23 protein-coding genes and 1 tRNA gene are annotated in these 18,119 nt (G+C 66.3%); 13 read left to right on the top strand and 11 right to left on the bottom strand.

Annotated elements, in window-relative coordinates; genetic code table 11:
- The first annotated feature begins 74 nt into the window (after window positions 1–74).
- Window positions 75–3,074 (top strand): excinuclease ABC subunit UvrA, encoded by a 3,000-nt coding sequence (gene uvrA, locus GGR89_RS04230; RefSeq protein ID WP_167712761.1) that lies wholly within the window; start codon window positions 75–77, stop codon window positions 3,072–3,074.
- A gap of 55 nt (window positions 3,075–3,129) precedes the next feature.
- Here the strand turns inward: uvrA and GGR89_RS04225 are convergent, their stop codons facing one another.
- Window positions 3,130–3,759, bottom strand: coding sequence for a GTP pyrophosphokinase (locus tag GGR89_RS04225; protein WP_125978215.1), 630 nt, complete (start codon window positions 3,757–3,759; stop codon window positions 3,130–3,132).
- A complete protein-coding gene (locus GGR89_RS04220) occupies window positions 3,756–4,802 on the bottom strand; it encodes a hypothetical protein (protein ID WP_125978213.1) in 1,047 nt (348 codons plus the stop codon). Before GGR89_RS04220 ends, GGR89_RS04225 begins: the two co-directional genes overlap by 4 nt.
- A 140-nt stretch (window positions 4,803–4,942) precedes the next feature.
- Here GGR89_RS04220 and relB point away from each other — a divergent pair, with 140 nt between their 5' ends.
- From relB to GGR89_RS04195, 5 genes are all read left to right on the top strand, one after another.
- Window positions 4,943–5,119, top strand: a complete 177-nt coding sequence (relB, locus tag GGR89_RS04215) for a type II toxin-antitoxin system RelB family antitoxin (protein ID WP_125978211.1) — start codon at window positions 4,943–4,945, stop codon at window positions 5,117–5,119.
- Window positions 5,119–5,394 carry a type II toxin-antitoxin system RelE/ParE family toxin gene (locus GGR89_RS04210; protein ID WP_206434343.1) on the top strand — a complete coding sequence of 92 codons (276 nt, stop codon included), beginning with the start codon at window positions 5,119–5,121 and terminating at the stop codon, window positions 5,392–5,394. The genes relB and GGR89_RS04210 overlap by 1 nt, the downstream gene beginning before the upstream one ends.
- A gap of 5 nt (window positions 5,395–5,399) precedes the next feature.
- Window positions 5,400–5,795 carry a cupin domain-containing protein gene (locus GGR89_RS04205; protein ID WP_125978207.1) on the top strand — a complete coding sequence of 132 codons (396 nt, stop codon included), beginning with the start codon at window positions 5,400–5,402 and terminating at the stop codon, window positions 5,793–5,795.
- Window positions 5,796–6,135: 340 nt separating this feature from the next.
- Window positions 6,136–7,683, top strand: a complete 1,548-nt coding sequence (locus GGR89_RS04200; protein WP_167712759.1) for a hypothetical protein — start codon at window positions 6,136–6,138, stop codon at window positions 7,681–7,683.
- A gap of 61 nt (window positions 7,684–7,744) precedes the next feature.
- Window positions 7,745–8,191, top strand: coding sequence for a DUF1003 domain-containing protein (locus tag GGR89_RS04195; RefSeq protein WP_125973937.1), 447 nt, complete (start codon window positions 7,745–7,747; stop codon window positions 8,189–8,191).
- A 10-nt stretch (window positions 8,192–8,201) separates the two neighbouring features.
- Here GGR89_RS04195 and GGR89_RS04190 read toward each other — a convergent pair whose 3' ends face one another.
- From GGR89_RS04190 to GGR89_RS04170, 5 genes are all read right to left on the bottom strand, one after another.
- Window positions 8,202–8,399, bottom strand: a complete 198-nt coding sequence (locus GGR89_RS04190) for a hypothetical protein (RefSeq protein ID WP_125973939.1) — start codon at window positions 8,397–8,399, stop codon at window positions 8,202–8,204.
- An 83-nt stretch (window positions 8,400–8,482) separates the two neighbouring features.
- Window positions 8,483–8,695 (bottom strand): cold-shock protein, encoded by a 213-nt coding sequence (locus GGR89_RS04185; protein WP_125973941.1) that lies wholly within the window; start codon window positions 8,693–8,695, stop codon window positions 8,483–8,485.
- Window positions 8,696–8,926: 231 nt separating this feature from the next.
- Entirely contained in the window at window positions 8,927–9,484 is a 558-nt protein-coding gene (gene grpE, locus GGR89_RS04180; RefSeq protein WP_125973943.1) for a nucleotide exchange factor GrpE, read from the bottom strand.
- A gap of 15 nt (window positions 9,485–9,499) precedes the next feature.
- On the bottom strand, window positions 9,500–10,543 hold the full coding sequence (gene hrcA, locus GGR89_RS04175; protein WP_125973945.1) for a heat-inducible transcriptional repressor HrcA: 1,044 nt from the start codon (window positions 10,541–10,543) through the stop codon (window positions 9,500–9,502).
- Window positions 10,544–10,578: 35 nt separating this feature from the next.
- The gene (locus GGR89_RS04170; RefSeq protein WP_125973947.1) at window positions 10,579–11,163 is read right to left on the bottom strand and encodes a DUF6438 domain-containing protein; all 585 of its coding nucleotides are present in this window, start codon (window positions 11,161–11,163) and stop codon (window positions 10,579–10,581) included.
- Window positions 11,164–11,253: 90 nt separating this feature from the next.
- Between GGR89_RS04170 and rph the strand changes: the two genes are divergently transcribed.
- From rph to GGR89_RS04155, 3 genes are all read left to right on the top strand, one after another.
- Complete coding sequence (rph, locus tag GGR89_RS04165; protein ID WP_125973949.1) at window positions 11,254–11,967, top strand: ribonuclease PH; 714 nt, start codon at window positions 11,254–11,256, stop codon at window positions 11,965–11,967.
- Window positions 11,964–12,635 (top strand): RdgB/HAM1 family non-canonical purine NTP pyrophosphatase, encoded by a 672-nt coding sequence (gene rdgB, locus GGR89_RS04160; RefSeq protein ID WP_125973951.1) that lies wholly within the window; start codon window positions 11,964–11,966, stop codon window positions 12,633–12,635. The genes rph and rdgB overlap by 4 nt, the downstream gene beginning before the upstream one ends.
- Before the next feature lie 127 nt (window positions 12,636–12,762).
- Window positions 12,763–13,233 carry a transcriptional regulator gene (locus GGR89_RS04155; RefSeq protein WP_241213567.1) on the top strand — a complete coding sequence of 157 codons (471 nt, stop codon included), beginning with the start codon at window positions 12,763–12,765 and terminating at the stop codon, window positions 13,231–13,233.
- Here GGR89_RS04155 and GGR89_RS04150 read toward each other — a convergent pair.
- Window positions 13,196–13,345, bottom strand: a complete 150-nt coding sequence (locus GGR89_RS04150) for a hypothetical protein (protein ID WP_164521861.1) — start codon at window positions 13,343–13,345, stop codon at window positions 13,196–13,198. The two genes, GGR89_RS04155 and GGR89_RS04150, sit on opposite strands and share 38 nt — an antisense overlap.
- Before the next feature lie 208 nt (window positions 13,346–13,553).
- Here GGR89_RS04150 and GGR89_RS04145 point away from each other — a divergent pair, with 208 nt between their 5' ends.
- Complete coding sequence (locus GGR89_RS04145; protein ID WP_125973955.1) at window positions 13,554–13,754, top strand: hypothetical protein; 201 nt, start codon at window positions 13,554–13,556, stop codon at window positions 13,752–13,754.
- 68 nt (window positions 13,755–13,822) lie between these two features.
- Here the strand turns inward: GGR89_RS04145 and GGR89_RS04140 are convergent.
- Window positions 13,823–13,909, bottom strand: a tRNA-Tyr gene (locus GGR89_RS04140).
- Between the two features lie 122 nt (window positions 13,910–14,031).
- Here GGR89_RS04140 and GGR89_RS04135 point away from each other — a divergent pair.
- Genes GGR89_RS04135 through GGR89_RS04125 form a run of 3 tightly spaced genes read left to right on the top strand, consistent with a single transcriptional unit; the run spans window position 14,032 to window position 17,125 of the window.
- A complete protein-coding gene (locus GGR89_RS04135; protein ID WP_125973957.1) occupies window positions 14,032–15,636 on the top strand; it encodes a M20/M25/M40 family metallo-hydrolase in 1,605 nt (534 codons plus the stop codon).
- On the top strand, window positions 15,636–16,382 hold the full coding sequence (gene rlmB / locus GGR89_RS04130; protein ID WP_125973959.1) for a 23S rRNA (guanosine(2251)-2'-O)-methyltransferase RlmB: 747 nt from the start codon (window positions 15,636–15,638) through the stop codon (window positions 16,380–16,382). The genes GGR89_RS04135 and rlmB overlap by 1 nt, the downstream gene beginning before the upstream one ends.
- Before the next feature lie 11 nt (window positions 16,383–16,393).
- The gene (locus GGR89_RS04125; RefSeq protein WP_241217851.1) at window positions 16,394–17,125 is read left to right on the top strand and encodes a hypothetical protein; all 732 of its coding nucleotides are present in this window, start codon (window positions 16,394–16,396) and stop codon (window positions 17,123–17,125) included.
- Window positions 17,126–17,189: 64 nt separating this feature from the next.
- Here GGR89_RS04125 and GGR89_RS04120 read toward each other — a convergent pair whose 3' ends face one another.
- On the bottom strand, window positions 17,190–17,615 hold the full coding sequence (locus tag GGR89_RS04120) for an OsmC family protein (RefSeq protein ID WP_125973961.1): 426 nt from the start codon (window positions 17,613–17,615) through the stop codon (window positions 17,190–17,192).
- Between the two features lie 52 nt (window positions 17,616–17,667).
- The gene (locus GGR89_RS04115; protein WP_125973963.1) at window positions 17,668–18,078 is read right to left on the bottom strand and encodes a glycine zipper 2TM domain-containing protein; all 411 of its coding nucleotides are present in this window, start codon (window positions 18,076–18,078) and stop codon (window positions 17,668–17,670) included.
- Window positions 18,079–18,119 lie beyond the last annotated feature (41 nt).

Here is an 18,119-nt window from a genome sequence, read left to right as displayed (position 1 = left end):
GGGTGGCGAACCGGGGACGGCGTTCCTATCTCCCCTCTGGAAAACCTTTCAGAACAAAGATAGAACCCTCCCCCATGGCACTCACCACGATCTCCGTCCGCGGCGCGCGCGAGCATAATCTCAAGGGCGTCGACATCGACATTCCCCGCGACACGCTGACGGTGATCACCGGGCTGTCGGGCTCGGGCAAGTCGAGCCTCGCCTTCGACACCATCTATGCCGAGGGGCAGCGCCGCTATGTCGAGTCGCTCTCGGCCTATGCGCGCCAGTTCCTCGAGCTGATGCAGAAGCCCAATGTCGAGCATATCGAGGGCCTCAGCCCCGCCATCTCGATCGAGCAGAAGACCACCAGCCGCAACCCGCGCTCGACGGTGGCGACGGTCACCGAGATCTACGATTACATGCGGCTTTTGTGGGCGCGGGTGGGCGTGCCCTACTCCCCCGCCACCGGCCTGCCGATCAGCGCGCAGACGGTGAGCCAGATGGTCGACCGCGTGCTGGCGCTGCCCGAGGGTACCCGGCTGCTGCTGCTCGCCCCGGTGGTGCGCGGGCGCAAGGGCGAGTATCGCAAGGAGCTCGCCGAGTGGCAGAAGGCCGGCTTCAGCCGCGTCCGCATCGACGGCGAGATGTACCTGATCGAGGACGCCCCGGCGCTCGACAAGAAGTTCAAGCACGACATCGAAGTGGTGGTCGATCGGCTGGTGGTGCGCGACGATATCGGCACGCGGCTGGCCGAGAGCTTCGAGACCGCGCTCAAGCTGGCCGAGGGGCTGGCCTATGTCGACCTGGTGGATACCACGGTCGAGGCGCTGCAGGGCAATGCGGTGCGCGAGGCGCCCCAGGCGTTCCGGGTGGAAGGCGACGCTCCCGCCGCTGAAAGCGAGGCCCCCAAGGCCAAGAAGGGGATGAAGAACACCGGCATCCCCGACAACCGCATCGTCTTCTCCGAGAAGTTCGCCTGCCCGGTCTCCGGCTTCACGATCCCCGAGATCGAGCCGCGGCTGTTCTCGTTCAACGCCCCCCAGGGCGCCTGCCCGGCGTGCGACGGCCTCGGCGAGAAGCTCGAGTTCGACGAGGACCTCGTCGTCCCCAACCACGACCTCAGCATCAAGAAGGGCGCGGTGGTGCCCTGGGCCAAGTCCAACCCGCCCTCGCCCTATTACATGCAGGTGCTGGGCAGCCTCGCCCGCGAGTTCGGCTTCAGCCTCGATACGCCGTGGAAGGACCTGCCCGGCGAGGTGAAGCTGATCATCCTCCACGGCACCGGCGGCAAGCCGGTTACCCTCACCTTCGTCGACGGCCGCAAGAGCTACGACGTCAAGAAGCCGTTCGAGGGCGTGATCGGCAACCTCAACCGCCGCATGCTGCAGACCGAAAGCGCCTGGATGCGCGAGGAGCTGGGCAAGTACCAGGCCAGCCACCCGTGCGAGGTCTGCGGCGGCGCCCGCCTCAAGCCCGAGGCGCTGGCGGTGAAGGTGGCGGGGCAGGACATCGCCCATGCCACCCGCCTCTCGGTGGTCGACGCGCTCGCCTTCTTCCAGACGCTGCCCGAGACCTTCACGCCCCAGCAGCGCGAGATCGCCCGCGCGATCCTCAAGGAAATCGACGAGCGGCTCGGCTTCCTCAACAATGTCGGGCTCGACTATCTCAACCTCGATCGCACCTCGGGCACGCTGTCGGGCGGCGAAAGCCAGCGCATCCGCCTCGCCAGCCAGATCGGCAGCGGCCTGTCGGGCGTGCTCTACGTGCTCGACGAGCCCTCGATCGGCCTGCACCAGCGCGACAACGACATGCTGCTCGCCACCCTCAAGCGCCTCCGCGACCTCGGCAACACCGTGCTCGTCGTCGAGCATGACGAGGATGCGATCCGCACCGCCGACTATGTGATCGACATGGGGCCGGGCGCCGGCGTCCATGGCGGCGAGATCGTCGCCAAGGGCACGCTCGCCGAGGTGCTGGCGACCGAAGGCAGCGTCACCGCCGACTATCTCAACGGCACCCGCGAGGTCGCCGTGCCCCCTAAGCGCCGCAAGGGCAACGGCAAGAAGATCACGGTGCACAACGCCGTCGCCAACAACCTCAAGGGCGTCACCGCGAGCATCCCGCTCGGCACCTTCACCTGCATCACCGGCGTCTCGGGCTCGGGCAAGTCCAGCTTCACGCTCGACACGCTCTATGCCTCGGCCGCGCGCCAGCTCAACGGCGCGCGCGTGCTCGCCGGCAAGCACGACAAGATCACCGGGCTCGAGCATTGCGACAAGGTGATCGACATCGACCAGTCGCCGATCGGCCGCACCCCGCGCTCGAACCCGGCGACCTATACCGGCGCCTTCACCAACATCCGCGACTGGTTCGCCGGCCTGCCCGAGGCGCAGGCGCGCGGCTACAAGCCCGGCCGGTTCAGCTTCAACGTCAAGGGCGGCCGCTGCGAGGCGTGCCAGGGCGACGGCGTGCTCAAGATCGAGATGCACTTCCTCCCCGACGTCTATGTCACCTGCGACGTGTGCCACGGCGCGCGCTACAATCGCGAGACGCTGGAGGTGAAGTTCAAGGGCAAGTCGATCGCCGACGTGCTCGACATGACGGTGGAAGACGCGGTCGAGTTCTTCAAGGCCGTCCCCCCGATCCGCGATCGCATGGCGATGCTCGCCGAAGTCGGCCTCGGCTATGTGAAGGTCGGCCAGCAGGCGACGACGCTGTCGGGCGGCGAGGCGCAGCGGGTGAAGCTCGCCAAGGAACTGGCGCGCCGCGCCACCGGGCAGACGCTGTACATCCTCGACGAGCCCACCACCGGCCTGCACTTCGAGGATGTGCGCAAGCTATTGGAAGTGCTCCACGCGCTGGTGGAACAGGGCAACACGGTGGTGGTGATCGAGCACAATCTCGACGTCATCAAGACCGCCGACTGGATCCTCGACCTGGGCCCCGAAGGCGGCGTGAAGGGCGGCGAGATCGTCGCCGAAGGCACGCCGGAGCAGGTGGCGAAGGTGGCGGGCAGCTATACCGGGCGGTATCTGGCGCCGTTGCTCAAGCCGCGGAAGGCGGCGAAGGTGGCGAAGGTGGCGGCGGATTAGTATTGTGCAGCTTGGGCAGGTTGCCCAAGCTTGCCCTTCATTACACTAACCGTATTTAAGGTATTGGCTCGTTATCGTTCACTAACGACTTCGCAAGCTCATCAAACATTTCATCTGCACCCCACGCTTGCGCAGCCGTAAACGCAATCTTGCGCCTTTCTTCGGGCATGAGACCTCTGATAGATTTATAACCGAGATCGTGGTGCGCCTCAGACCACGCATGTTGAAAGAGAGTCTTTATCTGCAATTCGAAGAATTCTGGAACAATTTCTTCGGAATCATCCGGAATAAGGTCATCCGGCATGCAAATTATGAAATGAAGACCAAAATATCCAAATTCATAGTCAGACAATGGCGCCTTCGATTTCACTTCGATAAATTTGAAGTATTTTCTGATTGCAGCCTCAACTTTTGCTACGTCAGATAGATAAAATACTGTTATTCGCGCGCCGATCTGATCTTGGATTTCGGTGAAAGGGTTGGGGTACCGCTCTGAACCATCTTCATAAACTTTAGTCGCCTTCGCAGCGAAACGTTCGGGCGATTTTGCCCGTGCCGCCACGCGGTCAACCCTCTGCACGCCCGTCAAATAACTCTTCAGATACACTTCCAGGTCGCTAGCAACCCCACGCAAAACTTTATAACGAGATTCGTACTCGCCAATTATTTCGCGAAAACGAGTCATTTACGAGCCAACCTTTGATCATTTATTCTTCCAACAGTGCTGTATGTAACGATCCCATTGTCAGCTTTATGCTCGGAGAATACGTTTTCAAATTCGTCGTTGGGAGCGGTGAGTATCGCCCCATTGCTCATTTCGACTGTTCGAAATGGCGCGACAACTTTGAACTCCTCGGGGTCAAATTTGAAGTTTTTACCAAAAAGGCTGGACTTCGACAACTGTGCACGCACGGCATCTTTCGCCGATTGACTAAGCGCAAAATACTCGCAAAATCCTTCAATTGATATCGTTTTGTCTGTGAATATAGCAGATGCTAAAGAGCTTGCATGCGCCAACTCGCTCTTCACATCTATGTTAGGGTGCGCCTTCAACGCCTTTCGCAGAGCTACCGCAAGGCGCCGCGTTCCAGCAGCTGGTGTTTCTGAAAAATCAGCATCAAGAAACTCTTTCAGCCAATATTCTGAAATGTGCTCACCTGATTGCCCAGCTTGGCGATCAGTAGCCATCGCCTTCCAGAATCCATTAACCGGGCTTTCATGCTGCAGACAGACGGCTTTGTACGACGAGAGCCTTTTGATAAACACCTGCTCAAGAAACTCTACATTGAGCCCCTTCTCATTAACTTCAGCAAGAACAGCTTGATCCGTAGGGAAGCGGGATACAACCATCCTGCGCCTCAAACCATTTGTACCACTTATCAAAAACAAGAGACCCAGCCCACTGCGATGATCGGACACATTCTGCAGACGTTGCGCTATTTTTAGGCCGTTTTCGACCGTAGCATCGGCCGTAAATTCAACGAATAATCGCCTGCATTCGTTATATTGCTCACCAGTCGCTGAGTGGTTGAACACGATCTCGAAATCATGCTTGGAAGCATCTCCCGAGAAAATGCTATCCAGCATCTCAAACAGCTTTCCAGCCCCAATTCCAACTTCTTTTCCAGAAATTGGCTGTCCGACCCCGGCGCCCTTACCAGGCGGAACGAGAAACGCGAATGCTTTGAGTATCGACAAGTGAGCCTCCCCGAGAAACCAGTCGAGCATCTCAAGAGAAAAATCAACGCCTTCAAACCTACGGCTTTGGGGCTCGGCGATTTCGCCGGTACCTTAGTGTCCGGCACGGCTTGTCGTGCAACTGAGTACAGGCCTTCCGACCAACCCCCATTCGCGCTATATTCCCCAATATGGCCAAGCTCTCGCCCATCGAGTCCGAGTTCGAATCGACCGAAGCGGCCGAAGCGCATGATCGCTGGGTGCGCGAGAAGGTGGCGCAGGCACTTGCCGACCCGGAGCCCAGCATCCCGCACGATCAGGTGATGGCCGACCTGCAGGCCGTGCTCGACGGACGCACGCCAAACTGATGCTGCGGCTGGTCTGGCGACCCAAGGCCCGCCGCGACCTGCTCGACATCGCCGACTTCATCCGCCAGCGCAATCCACCGGCCGCACAGCGCCTCTCCGCGCAACTCCGCGACGCAGCCGAGCGCCTGCCGGAACATCCCTATGTCCACCGCCCTGGCCGGGTGCCCGGCACGCGCGAGGCGGTGGTCCATCCCAACTATATCCTGATCTATCGGGTGCTGGCCGACAGCGTCGAAGTCCTCACCGTCCTCCACGCGCGGCAGGAGTATCCCTGAACCCCATGCCCCACCTCCCCACCAACCCCGCCCATCTCGGCCGCGCCGCCAGCGCCAGCGTCGAGCCCGACTTCACCGGCCCCGACTGGTTCGAGGCCTATGCCGCCCGCCATGCCGCGGACGGGCAGGAGGGCCGGCTGGTCTCGCAGTTCGCCTTTTCGGAAAGCTGGGACTCCTGGGAGATGCACCCGCACGGCGCCGAGCTGGTGATCTGCACCCAGGGCGCCTGCACGCTCCACCAGGAACATGCCGACGGCAGCACCGAGACCGTGACGCTCGCCCCGGGCGACTATGCCATCAATCCGCCGGGCACCTGGCACACCGCCGATGTCGCGCGGGGCGAGACCTGCACCGCGATCTTCATCACCCCCGGCCTCGGCACCACCCACCGGCCGCGCTGAGCGCGGGGGGTGTCTGTCGCCCCCCTCCTCGCCGTCATCCCGGCGAAAGCCGGGATCCATTGGGGGCTCCGTTCCGGCTCGAACCGCGACGGCGTGGCGTCTGGATCCCGGCTTTCGCCGGGATGACGTCTTTGGGGATGACGGCTTGGGGACGCGGGCGCCGGTCCGCACGGGCGGCCCGGCTTCCGCCCCCTCCGTCGCCTGCGTCGCCACCGCCCCCTGGCGGGGGACGGTGCCCGATCCCCCGCCCCGCCCCACAGAACAAACCGGCAACAAATCGCTTTCCTACAGCACCTGATCCGGCATATCTGGAGAGTCGCCTGCAACCAGGAGACGTCCGATGATCCCCGATCCCGACGCGCTTACCGTCCACCCCGACGGCGACGACCTGTTCTGCCTCGACACGATGATCGAGCCGCGCACCGATTTCGGCGGCGGCCTGCCCGCCCGGCGCGAACGGCACGACGGCTGGACCCCGGCCAAGCAGCGCCAATTCCTCCAGATGCTGGCGGAGGGGCACACCATCACCAATAGCTGCGCCGCGCTCGGCATGTCGACCAGTTCGGCCTATGCGCTGCGCCGCTCGGCGGCGGGGGCGGCGTTCGCGCTCGGCTGGCAGGCGGCGCTGCTGCTCGCGCGCGAGCATCTCGCGGACCGGCTGCTCGAGCGCGCGATGCACGGCTCGGTCGATACGATCACCCGGCCCGACGGCTCCACCGTCACCCGCCAGCGCCACGACAACCGGCTGGCGATGCACATGCTCAACCGGCTCGACCGGCTGGCCGAGGAGGGCTGCGGCCCCGCCGACCATGCCGCCGCGCGGCTCGTCGCCGGCGAGTTCGAGCAGTTCCTGGCGCTGGTCGCGGGCGACGGCGGGGCGGCGCGCGCCGGGCTGTTCCTCGCGCGGCGCGCGGGCGGAGTCGAGGGCGACGGGCCGGGCGTGGCGGACGAGCTGGCGGCGGTGCGCGCGCTGGCCCGCGCCGATGCCTGGCTGCGCACCGGCGCCGATGCCCGCGAAGGCGTGGCGGTGGCCGATCTCGATCCGGCGCAGCGGCGCGGCTGGACCGCCGCGCAATGGGCGCGTGCCGAGGCGGCGGGGCTGCTCGTCCTCGCGCCGCCGCCCGCGCCGAAGGAAAACGCGCGGGAGCGTGAACTTTGGCAACTTAACAGGTGCGACAACCCGAACGGGGACCCGGTGTGGTGGGACAGCGACGTCGGCGAATGGCGCACGCATTTCCCGCCGCCCGAGGATTTCTACGGCGAGGAGTTCGGCGACTATGGCGAGCCGGACTATGCGCGCGAATTGTCGCCCGAGGAGCTGGAGGTGCTGGAGGGCCCGCTGCGCGCGGCGCGCGAGGCCCGGCGGATTGCGGCGGCGCAGGAACGCGACGCGTTCTTCGCGGACGGGGTGGACATCATCGAGGTCGACACGCACGGCGTGCCGCTCTGGGGGGAGGCCGAGACGGCGGCGAACCCTGCCGGCGACGCGTCCCCCTCCCGCGAGCGGGAGGGGCTAGGGGAGGGGCTGCTAGAACCGCAGGCGGATCGCGGTGGTGGTGCCGAGCCGTTGACGCGCTCTGCCGCCGACGGTCCCGGCGCACCTGCCTCCCCCGCCCCCGCCCCCGTCCCCTCCCCCGCCCCCGCCCCCGCCCGCAAGCGGAAGGGGAGCGCAGCGCGGAAGGCGCCGGACTCCCCGCCCCCACCCGCTTCGTCGCATCCCGGGACGGGCGCCGCCGCCCCCGGCTTGACACCTCCGGCCGAGGCGCCCATCTCGCCCCCGGCACGCGCCAGGGGCGCGTCCAAACGCCAACGGATCCGAGAAGGAACCATGCCCAGTAACGATCAAAGTAGACCGACCGCGCCTGCCAGGGCCGCCGCGCTGAACTGATCCTGCTGGGTCACGTCACTCGCGCCGGCCCGGGGGGGCCGGTCGGCAGTGAGGTGTATCCATGAATGCAGCCATTCGTTTCCTGAACGACCTGCGCCGGATCGGCGGTGCGTCGCGGGACCTCAACACGGTGTTCGACGAACGCCTGACCTTCGGCGAGCGCCTCGCCGATCGGGTCGCGGCGGTCGGCGGCTCCTGGGGGTTCATCATCGGCTTCGGCCTGTTCCTCGCCGCCTGGGCGGTGCTGAACACGGTCGTGCTGGCCGCGCACGCCTTCGACCCGTTCCCGTTCATCTTCTTGAACTTGATGTTGTCGATGCTCGCCGCGCTCCAGGCCCCGATCATCATGATGAGCCAGAACCGCCAGGCGGCGAAGGACCGGCTCGAGGCGCGGCTCGACTATGAGACCAACCTGCGCGCCGAGGCGCAGATCGAGGAGCTGCACGCGAAGATCGATTCGCTGCACGCCGATATTGCCCGGCTGGTCGAGGTCCGGGCGCCGCGCTGATCCGCTCGACTCAGAAGGCGACGGCGCGGGCTTCCTTCTCGGCCTCGTTGAGCGCGCGCTGGGTGGCGACCCGCTCGGCGCGGACGGCCATCGCTTCCCAGGCCGCCTGGGACCGGAGGTGCCGCTCGCGGACATTGTCGAGTTCGCAGCCGGCGGCGGCATTGCCGGCTTCGTCGGCACGGGCGCGGAACAGTTCGATTTCGGTCATCGGCGGGGGTGCCTCGCTGGGGAAGGAGGGAGGGACATGCGAAAACGGCGGCCCCGGATGGGACCGCCGTCTTGGGGTTCAGGTCAGTCGGCCGCCTGGAGGTTGACCGCGGCCATCTTGCCGCGGCGATCCTCTTCCAGTTCGTAGGTCACGCGCTGGTTCTGCTGCAGCGTGACCATGCCGGCGCGCTCCACCGCGGTGATGTGGACGAAGGCGTCGTTGCCGCCGGTATCCGGCGCGATGAAGCCATAGCCCTTGTCGGCGTTGAAGAACTTGACGGTGCCAGTGATGCTCATGGTGTTTTCCTTACATTGTCGGCGCGCCCCGTGCGGGCGGACCTCGCGCTTCAGGGCAGGGATGGAAGGAAAACGGAGCCGCAAAGCACCAGAGACCAACGATTTGCGACTTCAGCAGCCCCTATGTGGGCGCATGGCGGAGGGAATGCAATGGCAGTGCGAGGAACGGAGGCAGCATGGCGGCGCTGCGAGGCAATGCCCCGCCCCTGTTCGGAGCGGGGCGACGGCCGGTCAGTCGGGCTTCTTGGCGACGGCGACGAGCGCCGGGCGGAGCAGCCGGTCCTTGATCATGTAGCCGGACTGGATCTCCTGCACCACGGTGCCGGGCTCCTTGTCGGCGACGGGCATTTCCATCATCGCCTGGTGCTTGTTGGGGTCGAGCACCTCGCCCAGCGCCACCACCTTGGAGATGCCGTGGCGGCCGAAGATCGCCTCCAGCTCGCGGCCGGTGGCCTCCAGGCCGGTGACGAGGCCCTTCATCTTCTCGTCTTCGCGCAGCTCGGCGGGGATCGCCTGCAGCGCCCGGCCGAGATTGTCGGCGACGGAGAGGATGTCGCGGGCAAAGCTGGTCGCGGCATAGGCGCGGGCATCCGCCACTTCCTTCTCGGTGCGGCGGCGGAGGTTCTGCATGTCGGCCTGGACGTAGAGATGCGCCTGCTTGGCCTCGGCCAGCTGCGCCTCCAGCTCGGCGACACGGTCCTGCTCGGCAACCTCGGGGGCAGCCTGTGCAGTTTCTTGCCCCAGCGTTTCGCCCTGGGTCGGTTCGGTATTTTCGATATTCTCGGACATGGTTCCCTGTTTTCTTCAGGCCAGCAAACGGGCCAATGTGGCCGCCGTGAAATCCACCATGGGCACGACGCGGGCATAGTTCAACCGGGTGGGGCCGATCACGCCGACGACGCCGACCACCCGGCCGTCCAGCGATCGCACCGGTTTGGCGATCACCGACGAGCCGGAAAGCGCGAACAGCTTGTTTTCGGAGCCGATGAAGATCCGCGCCGCCTCGCCCTCGCGGGCGCTGTCGAGCAGCCGGGCAATCTCCTCCTTGCCCTCCAGCTCGTCGAGCAGCTGGCGGACGCGGTCGAGATCCTCGGCGGCGCCGGTGTCGATCAGCCGGGCCTGGCCGCGGACGATCAGCACCGGGCGGCGGCCGCTATCCTCGCTCCACACGGCGAGCCCGCGCTCGACCAGTTCCGAAGCTGCGGCGTCGAGTGCGGCCTGTTGCTGGCGCAACTCCCGCTCGATCCGGCCGCGCGCCTCGGCGAGCGTGAGCCCGGCGAGCGTGGCGCTCATGTAATTGGCCGCGCGCTGCAGCGACATCGGATCGACGCCGCCGGGCAGCTCGACGACGCGGTTCTCGACCGAGCCGTCCTCGCCGACCAGCACCGCGAGCGCACGGTCCTGGCTCAAGGGCACGAAGCCGAACTGGCGCAGCACTGTCTCGGCCTTGGGGACCAGCACCAGCCCGGCGCAAGCCGACAGCCCGGACAGCGCCGCGGTGGTTTCGGCGATGGCATCCTCGACCGGGCCGCCGATGCCGGCGCGCGCCTCGATCGCCGCGCGTTCCTCGACCGAGGGTTCGCTCGCCTGCATCATCCCGTCGACGAACAGGCGCAGCCCGCTCTCGGTCGGCATCCTGCCGGCGCTGGTGTGGGGTGCGGCGAGCAGCCCCACTTCCTCCAGATCCTGCATCACGTTGCGGATCGACGCCGGCGACAGGTTGAGCGCCGAGATACGCGAGATGGTGCGCGAGCCCACCGGCGCGCCGGTATCCAGATAGGATTCCACCACGATGCGAAAGACGTCGCGCGCGCGGTCGGTCAGCTCGTGGATCGGCGGCGTGATCATGGTAGCTGTTATCTAGGCGGTGCGACGGGTCGGCTTCAAGGCCGCGCGCCGATCAGGCCGGCGATCGGCAACAGATCGGGCGCCGACCCCAGCGCATCGGCGACGCCGGGGCTGCGCGTGCGGTCGCAGCCGAAATAATAGGAGAGCGCGCGATGCCCCGCCTTCCCGTCCCACTGGACCTCGACGCTCGGCATGTCGGTGGCGTGCTGGCCGCAGGCCGGGGTGCCCGGCGCGGTGCGGACGCTGCCGCTGCGCGGCCGATAGGGTGCGAGCCGGGTGAGGAACGCCTCATATTGTGCCGGCGACACCCGGAAGTCGCGCGCGCCGGTCACCGCGGTGAAGCGCTGCCCTTCGAAGGTGCCGGTCCCGTCTGGCCGCACGGTGACGGTATAGACCGGGCAGGCGCCGCCGCAGGGGCTGGTGGCGTAGCGGATCATCTCGCCGCGCACGATCGGTGCGGACGGTGCCGCAGGGATGCCGCTGCTCACCGGCGGCGGTGGCGGCGCCGGGCGGGAGGGCCTGGCGGGCGCCGGGCGCGCAGGCCCCGCGGGCGGCGTCACCTGTGGAATGCAGCCGCCGAGCATCGCTCCGCCGCAAACCAGTGCAACCAACAGGCGCATGCGTGTCTTTCTCCCCTTATCGTGCAAGACTGGCGGAACGCGCCGCCAGGGTCTAGGTGCCCGGCTCGACCTTTAGGGAGACTGAATCGCATGCGCCCATCCGGCCGCGCCCCCGACGAGATGCGGGAAATCACCATCACGCCGAACTTCACCCGCCACGCCGAAGGTTCGGTGCTGATCGGCTTCGGCGACACCCGCGTGCTCGTCACCGCCAGCGTCGAAGAGCGCGTGCCGCCGTTCCTGCGGGGCAAGGGCGAGGGCTGGGTGACGGCCGAGTACGGCATGCTGCCGCGCGCCACCCATACCCGCGGCCAGCGCGAAGCGGCCAAGGGCAAGCAATCGGGCCGCACCCAGGAAATCCAGCGGCTGATCGGCCGCTCGCTGCGCGCGGTCACCGACCTCAAGCTGCTCGGCGAGCGCCAGATCACGCTCGACTGCGACGTGCTCCAGGCCGATGGCGGCACCCGCACCGCCGCGATCTCCGGCGCCTGGGTTGCGCTGCGGCTCGCGGTCAACAAGCTGATGGCGGAAGGCGCGATCGCCACCGATCCGATCACCACCCAGGTGGCGGCGGTGAGCTGCGGCATCTATCAAGGCACGCCGGTGCTCGACCTCGATTACCCCGAGGATTCGTCGGCCGACGCGGACGCGAACTTCGTGCTGCTCGCCAATGGCAACATCGCGGAGGCGCAGGCCACCGCCGAGGGCGCGACCTATGACGAGGAAGGCCTGCTGCGCCTGCTTCGCCTCGCCCGCATCGGCTGCGCGCGCATCTTCGACGCCCAGCTCAAGGCCGTCGGATGAGCGGCGAGGGCGAGGCCCCCCAAGCCATTCGCAAGCTCGCCCCCGGCAAGCTGGTGATCGCCAGCCACAATGCGGGCAAGGTGCGTGAGATCCGCGAACTGCTCGGTCCCTATGGGATCGAGCCGGTCTCGGCCGCCGAGCTCGACCTGCCCGAGCCCGAGGAAACCGGCACCAGCTTCGTCGCCAATGCCGAGCTGAAGGCGCTGCAAGCGGCGGACCTGTCGGGGCTCCCCGCCCTCGCCGACGATTCGGGGCTGTGCGTCGAGGCGCTGGGGCTCGCCCCCGGCATTTACTCCGCCCGCTGGGGCATGGCGGCGCCGGGGATGGACGGGCTTGAGCCCGTCGCCCCGTTCGAGGGCCGCGACTTCCGCTTGGCGATGCAGCGGGTCGAGGACAAGCTGGCGGCACTCCCGCCCGAGACCAGCCGCGCCGCCCATTTCGTCTGCGCGCTGGCGCTTGCCTGGCCGGACGGGCATGTCGAATGGTTCGAGGGGCGGGTCCATGGCGACCTCGTCTGGCCGCCGCGTGGTGAAAAGGGCTTCGGCTATGATCCGATGTTCGTACCGCAGGGGTTTGCGGAAACGTTTGGCGAAATGGAGCCGGCGGCGAAACATGGCATGAGCCACCGTGCCGACGCATTTCGCCAATTGGTCGCATCGGTCTTCTGAGGCGGGTCTGTTTCGGCTGCGACGATATTCATGGGAGCGAAGGTTTAAGCTATCCTAACGACGTCCATATGTTGATCGAGTAACGATCGCTGCCTAAGCACGGGCGACGATGGAGGAAAAATTGGGGGTGCGCGGCACCGAACTATTCGATGAAGTCGATGCGCGGCTGAGCGAAATCAAGCGACTTTTCACGCAGTTCGCCGGCGAAGCTCCTGCGGCGGCCAGCGAATCGCCGGCTGGTTCGTTCGGCCGCCTGCAACTCGCCCGGATGATTCTCTGGGGCCGCTCGCTGCTGGAACGCGAAGTCGCGAAGGATCTGTTCGCTGACCCGGCGTTCAACATCCTGCTGACGCTCTATGTCAGCCGCGCCGACGGCAAGGACGTGTCGACCTCGGCGGCTTGCACCGCCTCCGGCGTGCCGACCACCACCGCACTGCGCTGGATCAACGCGCTCGCCCGGCGCGGCATGATCCACAAGCGCAGCCTCGCGACCGACCGGCGCTTCACCTACTTGGAACTGACCGAGAAAACGGGCGCGGCGCTGGACCGCTATTTCGACCTCATCCTGGATCGCGCAGCGCACCCGACGACGCCGTAACCCCGTATTTGGTCGTCAGTCGCTCGAGCGACAGTGAGATGTTGGCGGCCTCGGCATCCTCGCCCAGAAGGTCGAGCAGCGCGATCGCGTCCACCAGGTGCGTGCACACCATCTCGATACCTGCGCCCCGTTCGTCCATTTTTTCAAAAACTCGCGTATCTTTATATCCGTATTGGATTTTCGGGTACGCACGGACAAGTCAGGAATATTCCCGACGCGGGACACACCTAGTGCATCGCGCAATGCGATCGCAAGCCTTTGTGCATTGCCTGACTATATCCGTTTTGGATATTAACTCTGCTTTGCCGCAAGGAAGGCCCGTGACGCCGCTTTCTACACTCCTGGAGCGCGCCGAAGCCATCTACCTCACCCATGGTACCGGCAGCGCACGCTATCTGCTCGATCGGATTGAGACGGCCATCCGCGAAGGCGCGCCGGCGCAGCAGATCTGCGAGCTCGATCACCTTCTGCAGCTGATCGAGTATCGCGACCGGACGCTGGCGCTGTACGGCAACCGCTGATCGCGCCTGGCGTGATCCGCGGGGTCCACTGTTCGCGATCCCGAAGGGAGTATCGCTCGCAGCGGCGGTGGTGGATAGGGATGGATTCGAACCACCGTAGGGCGAAGCCCGGCAGATTTACAGTCTGCTGCCTTTAACCACTCGGCCACCTATCCATGGAGACCGCCGCTTGCGAGCGAGGTGGGCCCAATGCCGAAGCGAAGCGGGCCTGTCAACGCCTTGCGTGCACTCTTTTGCGCGCATAGCGTCCCGCCTTCACTTTTTGGGGGGATAACATATGCGTCGCACCGTCCTTGCTCTTACCGCCGCGCTGCTCGCCAGCGCACCGATCGCCGCCCAGACGATCCAGACCAGCGCGACCGACCGCGTGATCGACCAGGGCACCAACCATTCGGAGGTGATGCGAATCGCGCAGTACCTCACCGACGTGATCGGTGCGCGCCTCACCAACTCGCCTGGCATCCGCAGGGCCGAGGACTGGACCCAGGCCAAGTTCCGCGAATGGGGCCTGGTCAACGTCCACAAGGAAGGCTTCGAGTTCGGTCGGGGCTGGTCGAACGAGAAACTGGCGGTGCGCATGGTCGCCCCCCGCCCGCTCCAGCTGATCGCCGCCCCCCTGCCCTGGACCCCCGGCACCAGTGGCGCGATCACCGGCGAGGTCGTGCTCGCCCCGCTCGCCGACGAGGCCGCCTTCGCCCAGTACAAGGGCAAGCTGAAGGGCAAGGTGGTACTGATCACCGAGCCCAAGGACATCGAGGACCCCACCGAAGCACCGTTCAAGCGCTGGAGCGTCGAGGAACTGGCCAAGCGCGACTTCTACGACCTCCCCAACGGCGACGGCGAACGCCCCTTCAACCCTGCCCGCTACACCTTCGCGGGCAAGCGCGACGCCTTCCTCAAGGCAGAGGGCGCGATCGGCTATGCGATCATGTCCAGCCGCAACGGCAAGCTGGTCCATGGCCAGAACAGCCAGTTCCAGGTCGGCCAGTCGGGTACCCTGCCGGGCATCGAGATCGCGGCGGAAGACTATCGCCGCCTCGCCCGCCTCGCCAAGATGGGGGCCAAGCCGACGCTGGAGATAGACGCGGTCAACCGCTTCGACGACAGCGATACCAAGGGCTACAACATCCTCGCCGACATCCCCGGCACCGATCCCAAGGCGGGCTATGTGATGGCCGGCGCGCATCTCGACAGCTGGGCGATGGGTGACGGCGCGGCCGACAACGCCGCCGGCAGCGCGATGGTGATGGAGGCCGCTCGCATCATCCGCGCCTCGGGTATCAAGACCAAGCGCGCGATCCGCTTCGCCCTTTGGGCGGGCGAGGAACAGGGTCTGCTCGGCTCGATGGCCTATGTCGAGGCGCACATCGCCAAGCGCCCGGTCGATCCCAGCGCGGGCGGCATCGTTCGCTACATGACGTGGAGCCGCGCCTTCCCGATCACGCCCGGCCCGGACCACGGCAAGCTCGCCGCCTATTTCAACCTCGACAACGGCTCGGGCAAGATCCGCGGCATCTATGCGCAGGGCAACACCGCGGTGATGCCGATCTTCGAGCAGTGGTTCACGCCATTCCACACGATGGGCGCGACCCTGGTTTCCGCGCGCCGCACCGGCAGCACCGACCATGTCTTCTTCGACGCGGTGGGTATCCCGGCGTTCCAGTTCATCCAGGACCCCCTCGACTATGGCTCCATGGTACATCATACGGACGTCGATACGTTCGATCATCTGAAGGCCGACGATATGCGCCAGGGCGCAACCATCCTCGCCGCATTCCTGATCAACGCCGCCAACAGCGATCAGCCGCTGCCGCGCGCGCCGCTTGCGACCGCGCCGACCCCGGCCGATCAATTCTATCCCTTCCCGGAGTCCGCACACTGATGAAACGTCGAGGCCATCGTCCCAGCCAGGCATCCGCATCGCGGCCGCGCTTCTACGGCCGCCACGCGGTGCTCGCGGCGCTCGCCAACCCCGAGCGGACGGTGCGCAAGATCTGGGGCACGCGCGAGGCGCTGTCGGCGCTGGACCTGCCCCCGGTCATCCCGATCACCTATGCCGACGCGGCCGATCTCGGCCGCCTCGTGCCGTCCGACGCGCCGCACCAGGGGCTGGTGGCCGAGGTCGATCCGCTCGAGGAGATCTGGCTCGGGGATCTTCTCGAACAGGGTGCGGAGGACAAGCGCCCGCTGCTGGTGCTCGACCAGGTGACCGATCCGCACAATGTCGGCGCGATCCTGCGCTCGGCAGCGGCGTTCGACGCGCTCGGCATCGTCACCCAGGACCGACACGCGCCGCCCGAGACCGGCACCCTCGCCCGGTCGGCGGCGGGGACGCTGGAAGTGGTGCCCTGGGTGCGCGTGGTGAACCTGTCACGCGCGCTCGACGAGATTGCCGAGGCCGGCTTCTGGCGCGTCGGCCTCACCGGCCATGCCAAGGCGACGCTGGGCGAGGTGATGGGCGAAGGCCGCGTGGCGCTGGTGCTGGGCGCCGAGGGCGAAGGCATGCGCCAGAATACCGAGGCGCATTGCGACCAGCTTGCCCGCCTGCCGATCTCGCCCAAGGTGGAAAGCCTGAACGTGTCGAACGCCGCGGCCGTGGCGCTCTACGCGGTCAACACGCGCGGCTGAGGAGCACACGCATGTCCAGGATGCTGCGGACGCTGGCGCTGGTGCTGCTCGCCCCGCTGGTGCTGGCGAGTTGCCTGTTCGTGCCCGGCAAGTTCGAATCCGCGCTGACCATCCACCGCGATCGCAGCTTCACCTTCACCTACAAGGGTGAAGTCGTCGCCCTCGACCTCAAGGGGTTGGGCGGCGACTTCCTGAAGATCGCCGAGGAAGAGGGCGGCAAGAAGGGCAAGAACGGCTCGGCCGATCCGGCCAAGGTCAAGGCGGCCGAGCAAGTGAAGCGCGACGAGGAATATCGCAAGCTCGCGGTCGAGCTGGCCAAGGAGGCCGGCTATCGCAGCGTCGACTATCGCGGCAACGGCATCTTCTATGTCGATTTCGCGCTGTCGGGTGTGCTCGATCACGCGTTCGTCTACCCGTACAACCAGGACAATGAGATCATCCTGCCCTGGATCGCAATCGAGCTGCGCGGCAAGGATGCGGTGCGCGTGAAGGCGCAGGGCTTCGCCCGGCAGAAGAGCGAGGCGGCGGGCCTGGGCGGCATGGGCGCCGGCATGTCCGCAGGCGAGGAGGCGGCCGATCGCATGGAGGGGACCTTCACCCTCACCACCGATGCCGAGGTGATCAGCCAGAACAACGAGGCCGGTGCCGAAACCGTCGGCAGCGAGAAGGTGATCATCTGGAAGGTGGACACCCGGACCAAGGACGCCCCGATGGCGTCGCTGCGCGTGGCGCCATTGCGCTGATACGAAAACGGGCGGGTGCGATACGCACCCGCCCGCCCTCTCCACACCCCTTTGGGGATAGGGTTCAGGCCAGTTCCCACTCCAGGGCGATCTGGGCCTTGAGCAGCTTCGAGACCGGGCAGTTCGCCTCGGCGCCCTTGGCGAGCGCCTCGAACTGCTCCTCGCTGATGCCGGGCACTTCGGCGCGCAGCTTCAGGTCCGAACGGGTGATGGTGAAGCCGTCGCCATCCTGCTCCAGCTTCACGGCCGCCGTCGTCTCGAGCGTGCCGTCGCTGAACCCCGCCTGGGCGAGCGCGAAGCTCAGCGCCATGGTGAAGCAGCCGGCATGCGCCGCCGCGATCAGCTCTTCCGGATTGGTGCCCTTTTCGTCGCCGAAGCGGGTGTTGAAGCTGTAGGGCGTCGCCTCCAGCACGCCCGACGGGCTGGTCAGCTGGCCTTTGCCGGCCTTGCCGAAACCTTCATAACGGGCGGTGGCGGTGCGGGTGGTCATGGCAGGCTCCTCAAAAGGCACGGGCCGGGGAATCGACCCCGGCCCGCTTGTATCACTTGCACGTGACGTTGTTGCGATCGATCGAGCGCCCCGCGGCCGCGCCTGCCGCGGCGCCGAGCAGCGTACCCAGCGTCTGCGATCCGCCCGGCGCGATCACGTTGCCCAGCAGGCCGCCGGCCACGCCGCCGACGATCAGGCCGGTGGTGCCGTCGTTGCGGCGGCAATAATAGCGGCCGTCCTGGCCGCGATAGACGCGATCATTCTGCGACAGGCGACGCTCGCGGGCGCGCGGATTCTCGCGATAATAACGGTCGGCATAATAGCCGTTATAGGCCGGGTCCGGACGGTTATAGTCATACTGGCGATAACCGCGGTCGCCGGCATTGCCGAGACCGTAGCCGCCTTCGGCGCAGCCGGAAACCAGCGTCGCCGCAGCGACCATGCTCAGAGCGAAGATGCGCATCTTGTCTCTCTCCTGATCCATGTTGATGTGCGTGGGCAATG

It is taken from the genome of Sphingomonas trueperi (genome assembly GCF_011927635.1).
Taxonomy (GTDB): Bacteria; Pseudomonadota; Alphaproteobacteria; order Sphingomonadales; family Sphingomonadaceae; genus Sphingomonas; species Sphingomonas trueperi.
The sequence above is the reverse complement of the archived record's forward strand: the minus strand, read 5'-3'. Positions and strand labels throughout refer to the sequence as shown.

Coding starts and splice junctions, on each gene's coding strand:
- GGR89_RS04200 (WP_167712759.1), top strand. CDS start 6,136: ATGATCCCCGATCCCGACGCGCTTACCGTCCACCCCGACGGCGACGAC.
- rph (WP_125973949.1), top strand. CDS start 11,254: ATGCGCCCATCCGGCCGCGCCCCCGACGAGATGCGGGAAATCACCATC.
- GGR89_RS04150 (WP_164521861.1), bottom strand. CDS start 13,345: ATGGTGTGCACGCACCTGGTGGACGCGATCGCGCTGCTCGACCTTCTG.
- rdgB (WP_125973951.1), top strand. CDS start 11,964: ATGAGCGGCGAGGGCGAGGCCCCCCAAGCCATTCGCAAGCTCGCCCCC.
- relB (WP_125978211.1), top strand. CDS start 4,943: ATGGCCAAGCTCTCGCCCATCGAGTCCGAGTTCGAATCGACCGAAGCG.
- GGR89_RS04205 (WP_125978207.1), top strand. CDS start 5,400: ATGCCCCACCTCCCCACCAACCCCGCCCATCTCGGCCGCGCCGCCAGC.
- GGR89_RS04115 (WP_125973963.1), bottom strand. CDS start 18,078: ATGCGCATCTTCGCTCTGAGCATGGTCGCTGCGGCGACGCTGGTTTCC.
- GGR89_RS04170 (WP_125973947.1), bottom strand. CDS start 11,163: ATGCGCCTGTTGGTTGCACTGGTTTGCGGCGGAGCGATGCTCGGCGGC.
- hrcA (WP_125973945.1), bottom strand. CDS start 10,543: ATGATCACGCCGCCGATCCACGAGCTGACCGACCGCGCGCGCGACGTC.
- GGR89_RS04220 (WP_125978213.1), bottom strand. CDS start 4,802: ATGCTCGACTGGTTTCTCGGGGAGGCTCACTTGTCGATACTCAAAGCA.
- GGR89_RS04225 (WP_125978215.1), bottom strand. CDS start 3,759: ATGACTCGTTTTCGCGAAATAATTGGCGAGTACGAATCTCGTTATAAA.
- GGR89_RS04125 (WP_241217851.1), top strand. CDS start 16,394: ATGTCCAGGATGCTGCGGACGCTGGCGCTGGTGCTGCTCGCCCCGCTG.
- GGR89_RS04195 (WP_125973937.1), top strand. CDS start 7,745: ATGAATGCAGCCATTCGTTTCCTGAACGACCTGCGCCGGATCGGCGGT.
- GGR89_RS04190 (WP_125973939.1), bottom strand. CDS start 8,399: ATGACCGAAATCGAACTGTTCCGCGCCCGTGCCGACGAAGCCGGCAAT.
- rlmB (WP_125973959.1), top strand. CDS start 15,636: ATGAAACGTCGAGGCCATCGTCCCAGCCAGGCATCCGCATCGCGGCCG.
- GGR89_RS04185 (WP_125973941.1), bottom strand. CDS start 8,695: ATGAGCATCACTGGCACCGTCAAGTTCTTCAACGCCGACAAGGGCTAT.
- GGR89_RS04210 (WP_206434343.1), top strand. CDS start 5,119: ATGCTGCGGCTGGTCTGGCGACCCAAGGCCCGCCGCGACCTGCTCGAC.
- uvrA (WP_167712761.1), top strand. CDS start 75: ATGGCACTCACCACGATCTCCGTCCGCGGCGCGCGCGAGCATAATCTC.
- grpE (WP_125973943.1), bottom strand. CDS start 9,484: ATGTCCGAGAATATCGAAAATACCGAACCGACCCAGGGCGAAACGCTG.
- GGR89_RS04135 (WP_125973957.1), top strand. CDS start 14,032: ATGCGTCGCACCGTCCTTGCTCTTACCGCCGCGCTGCTCGCCAGCGCA.
- GGR89_RS04120 (WP_125973961.1), bottom strand. CDS start 17,615: ATGACCACCCGCACCGCCACCGCCCGTTATGAAGGTTTCGGCAAGGCC.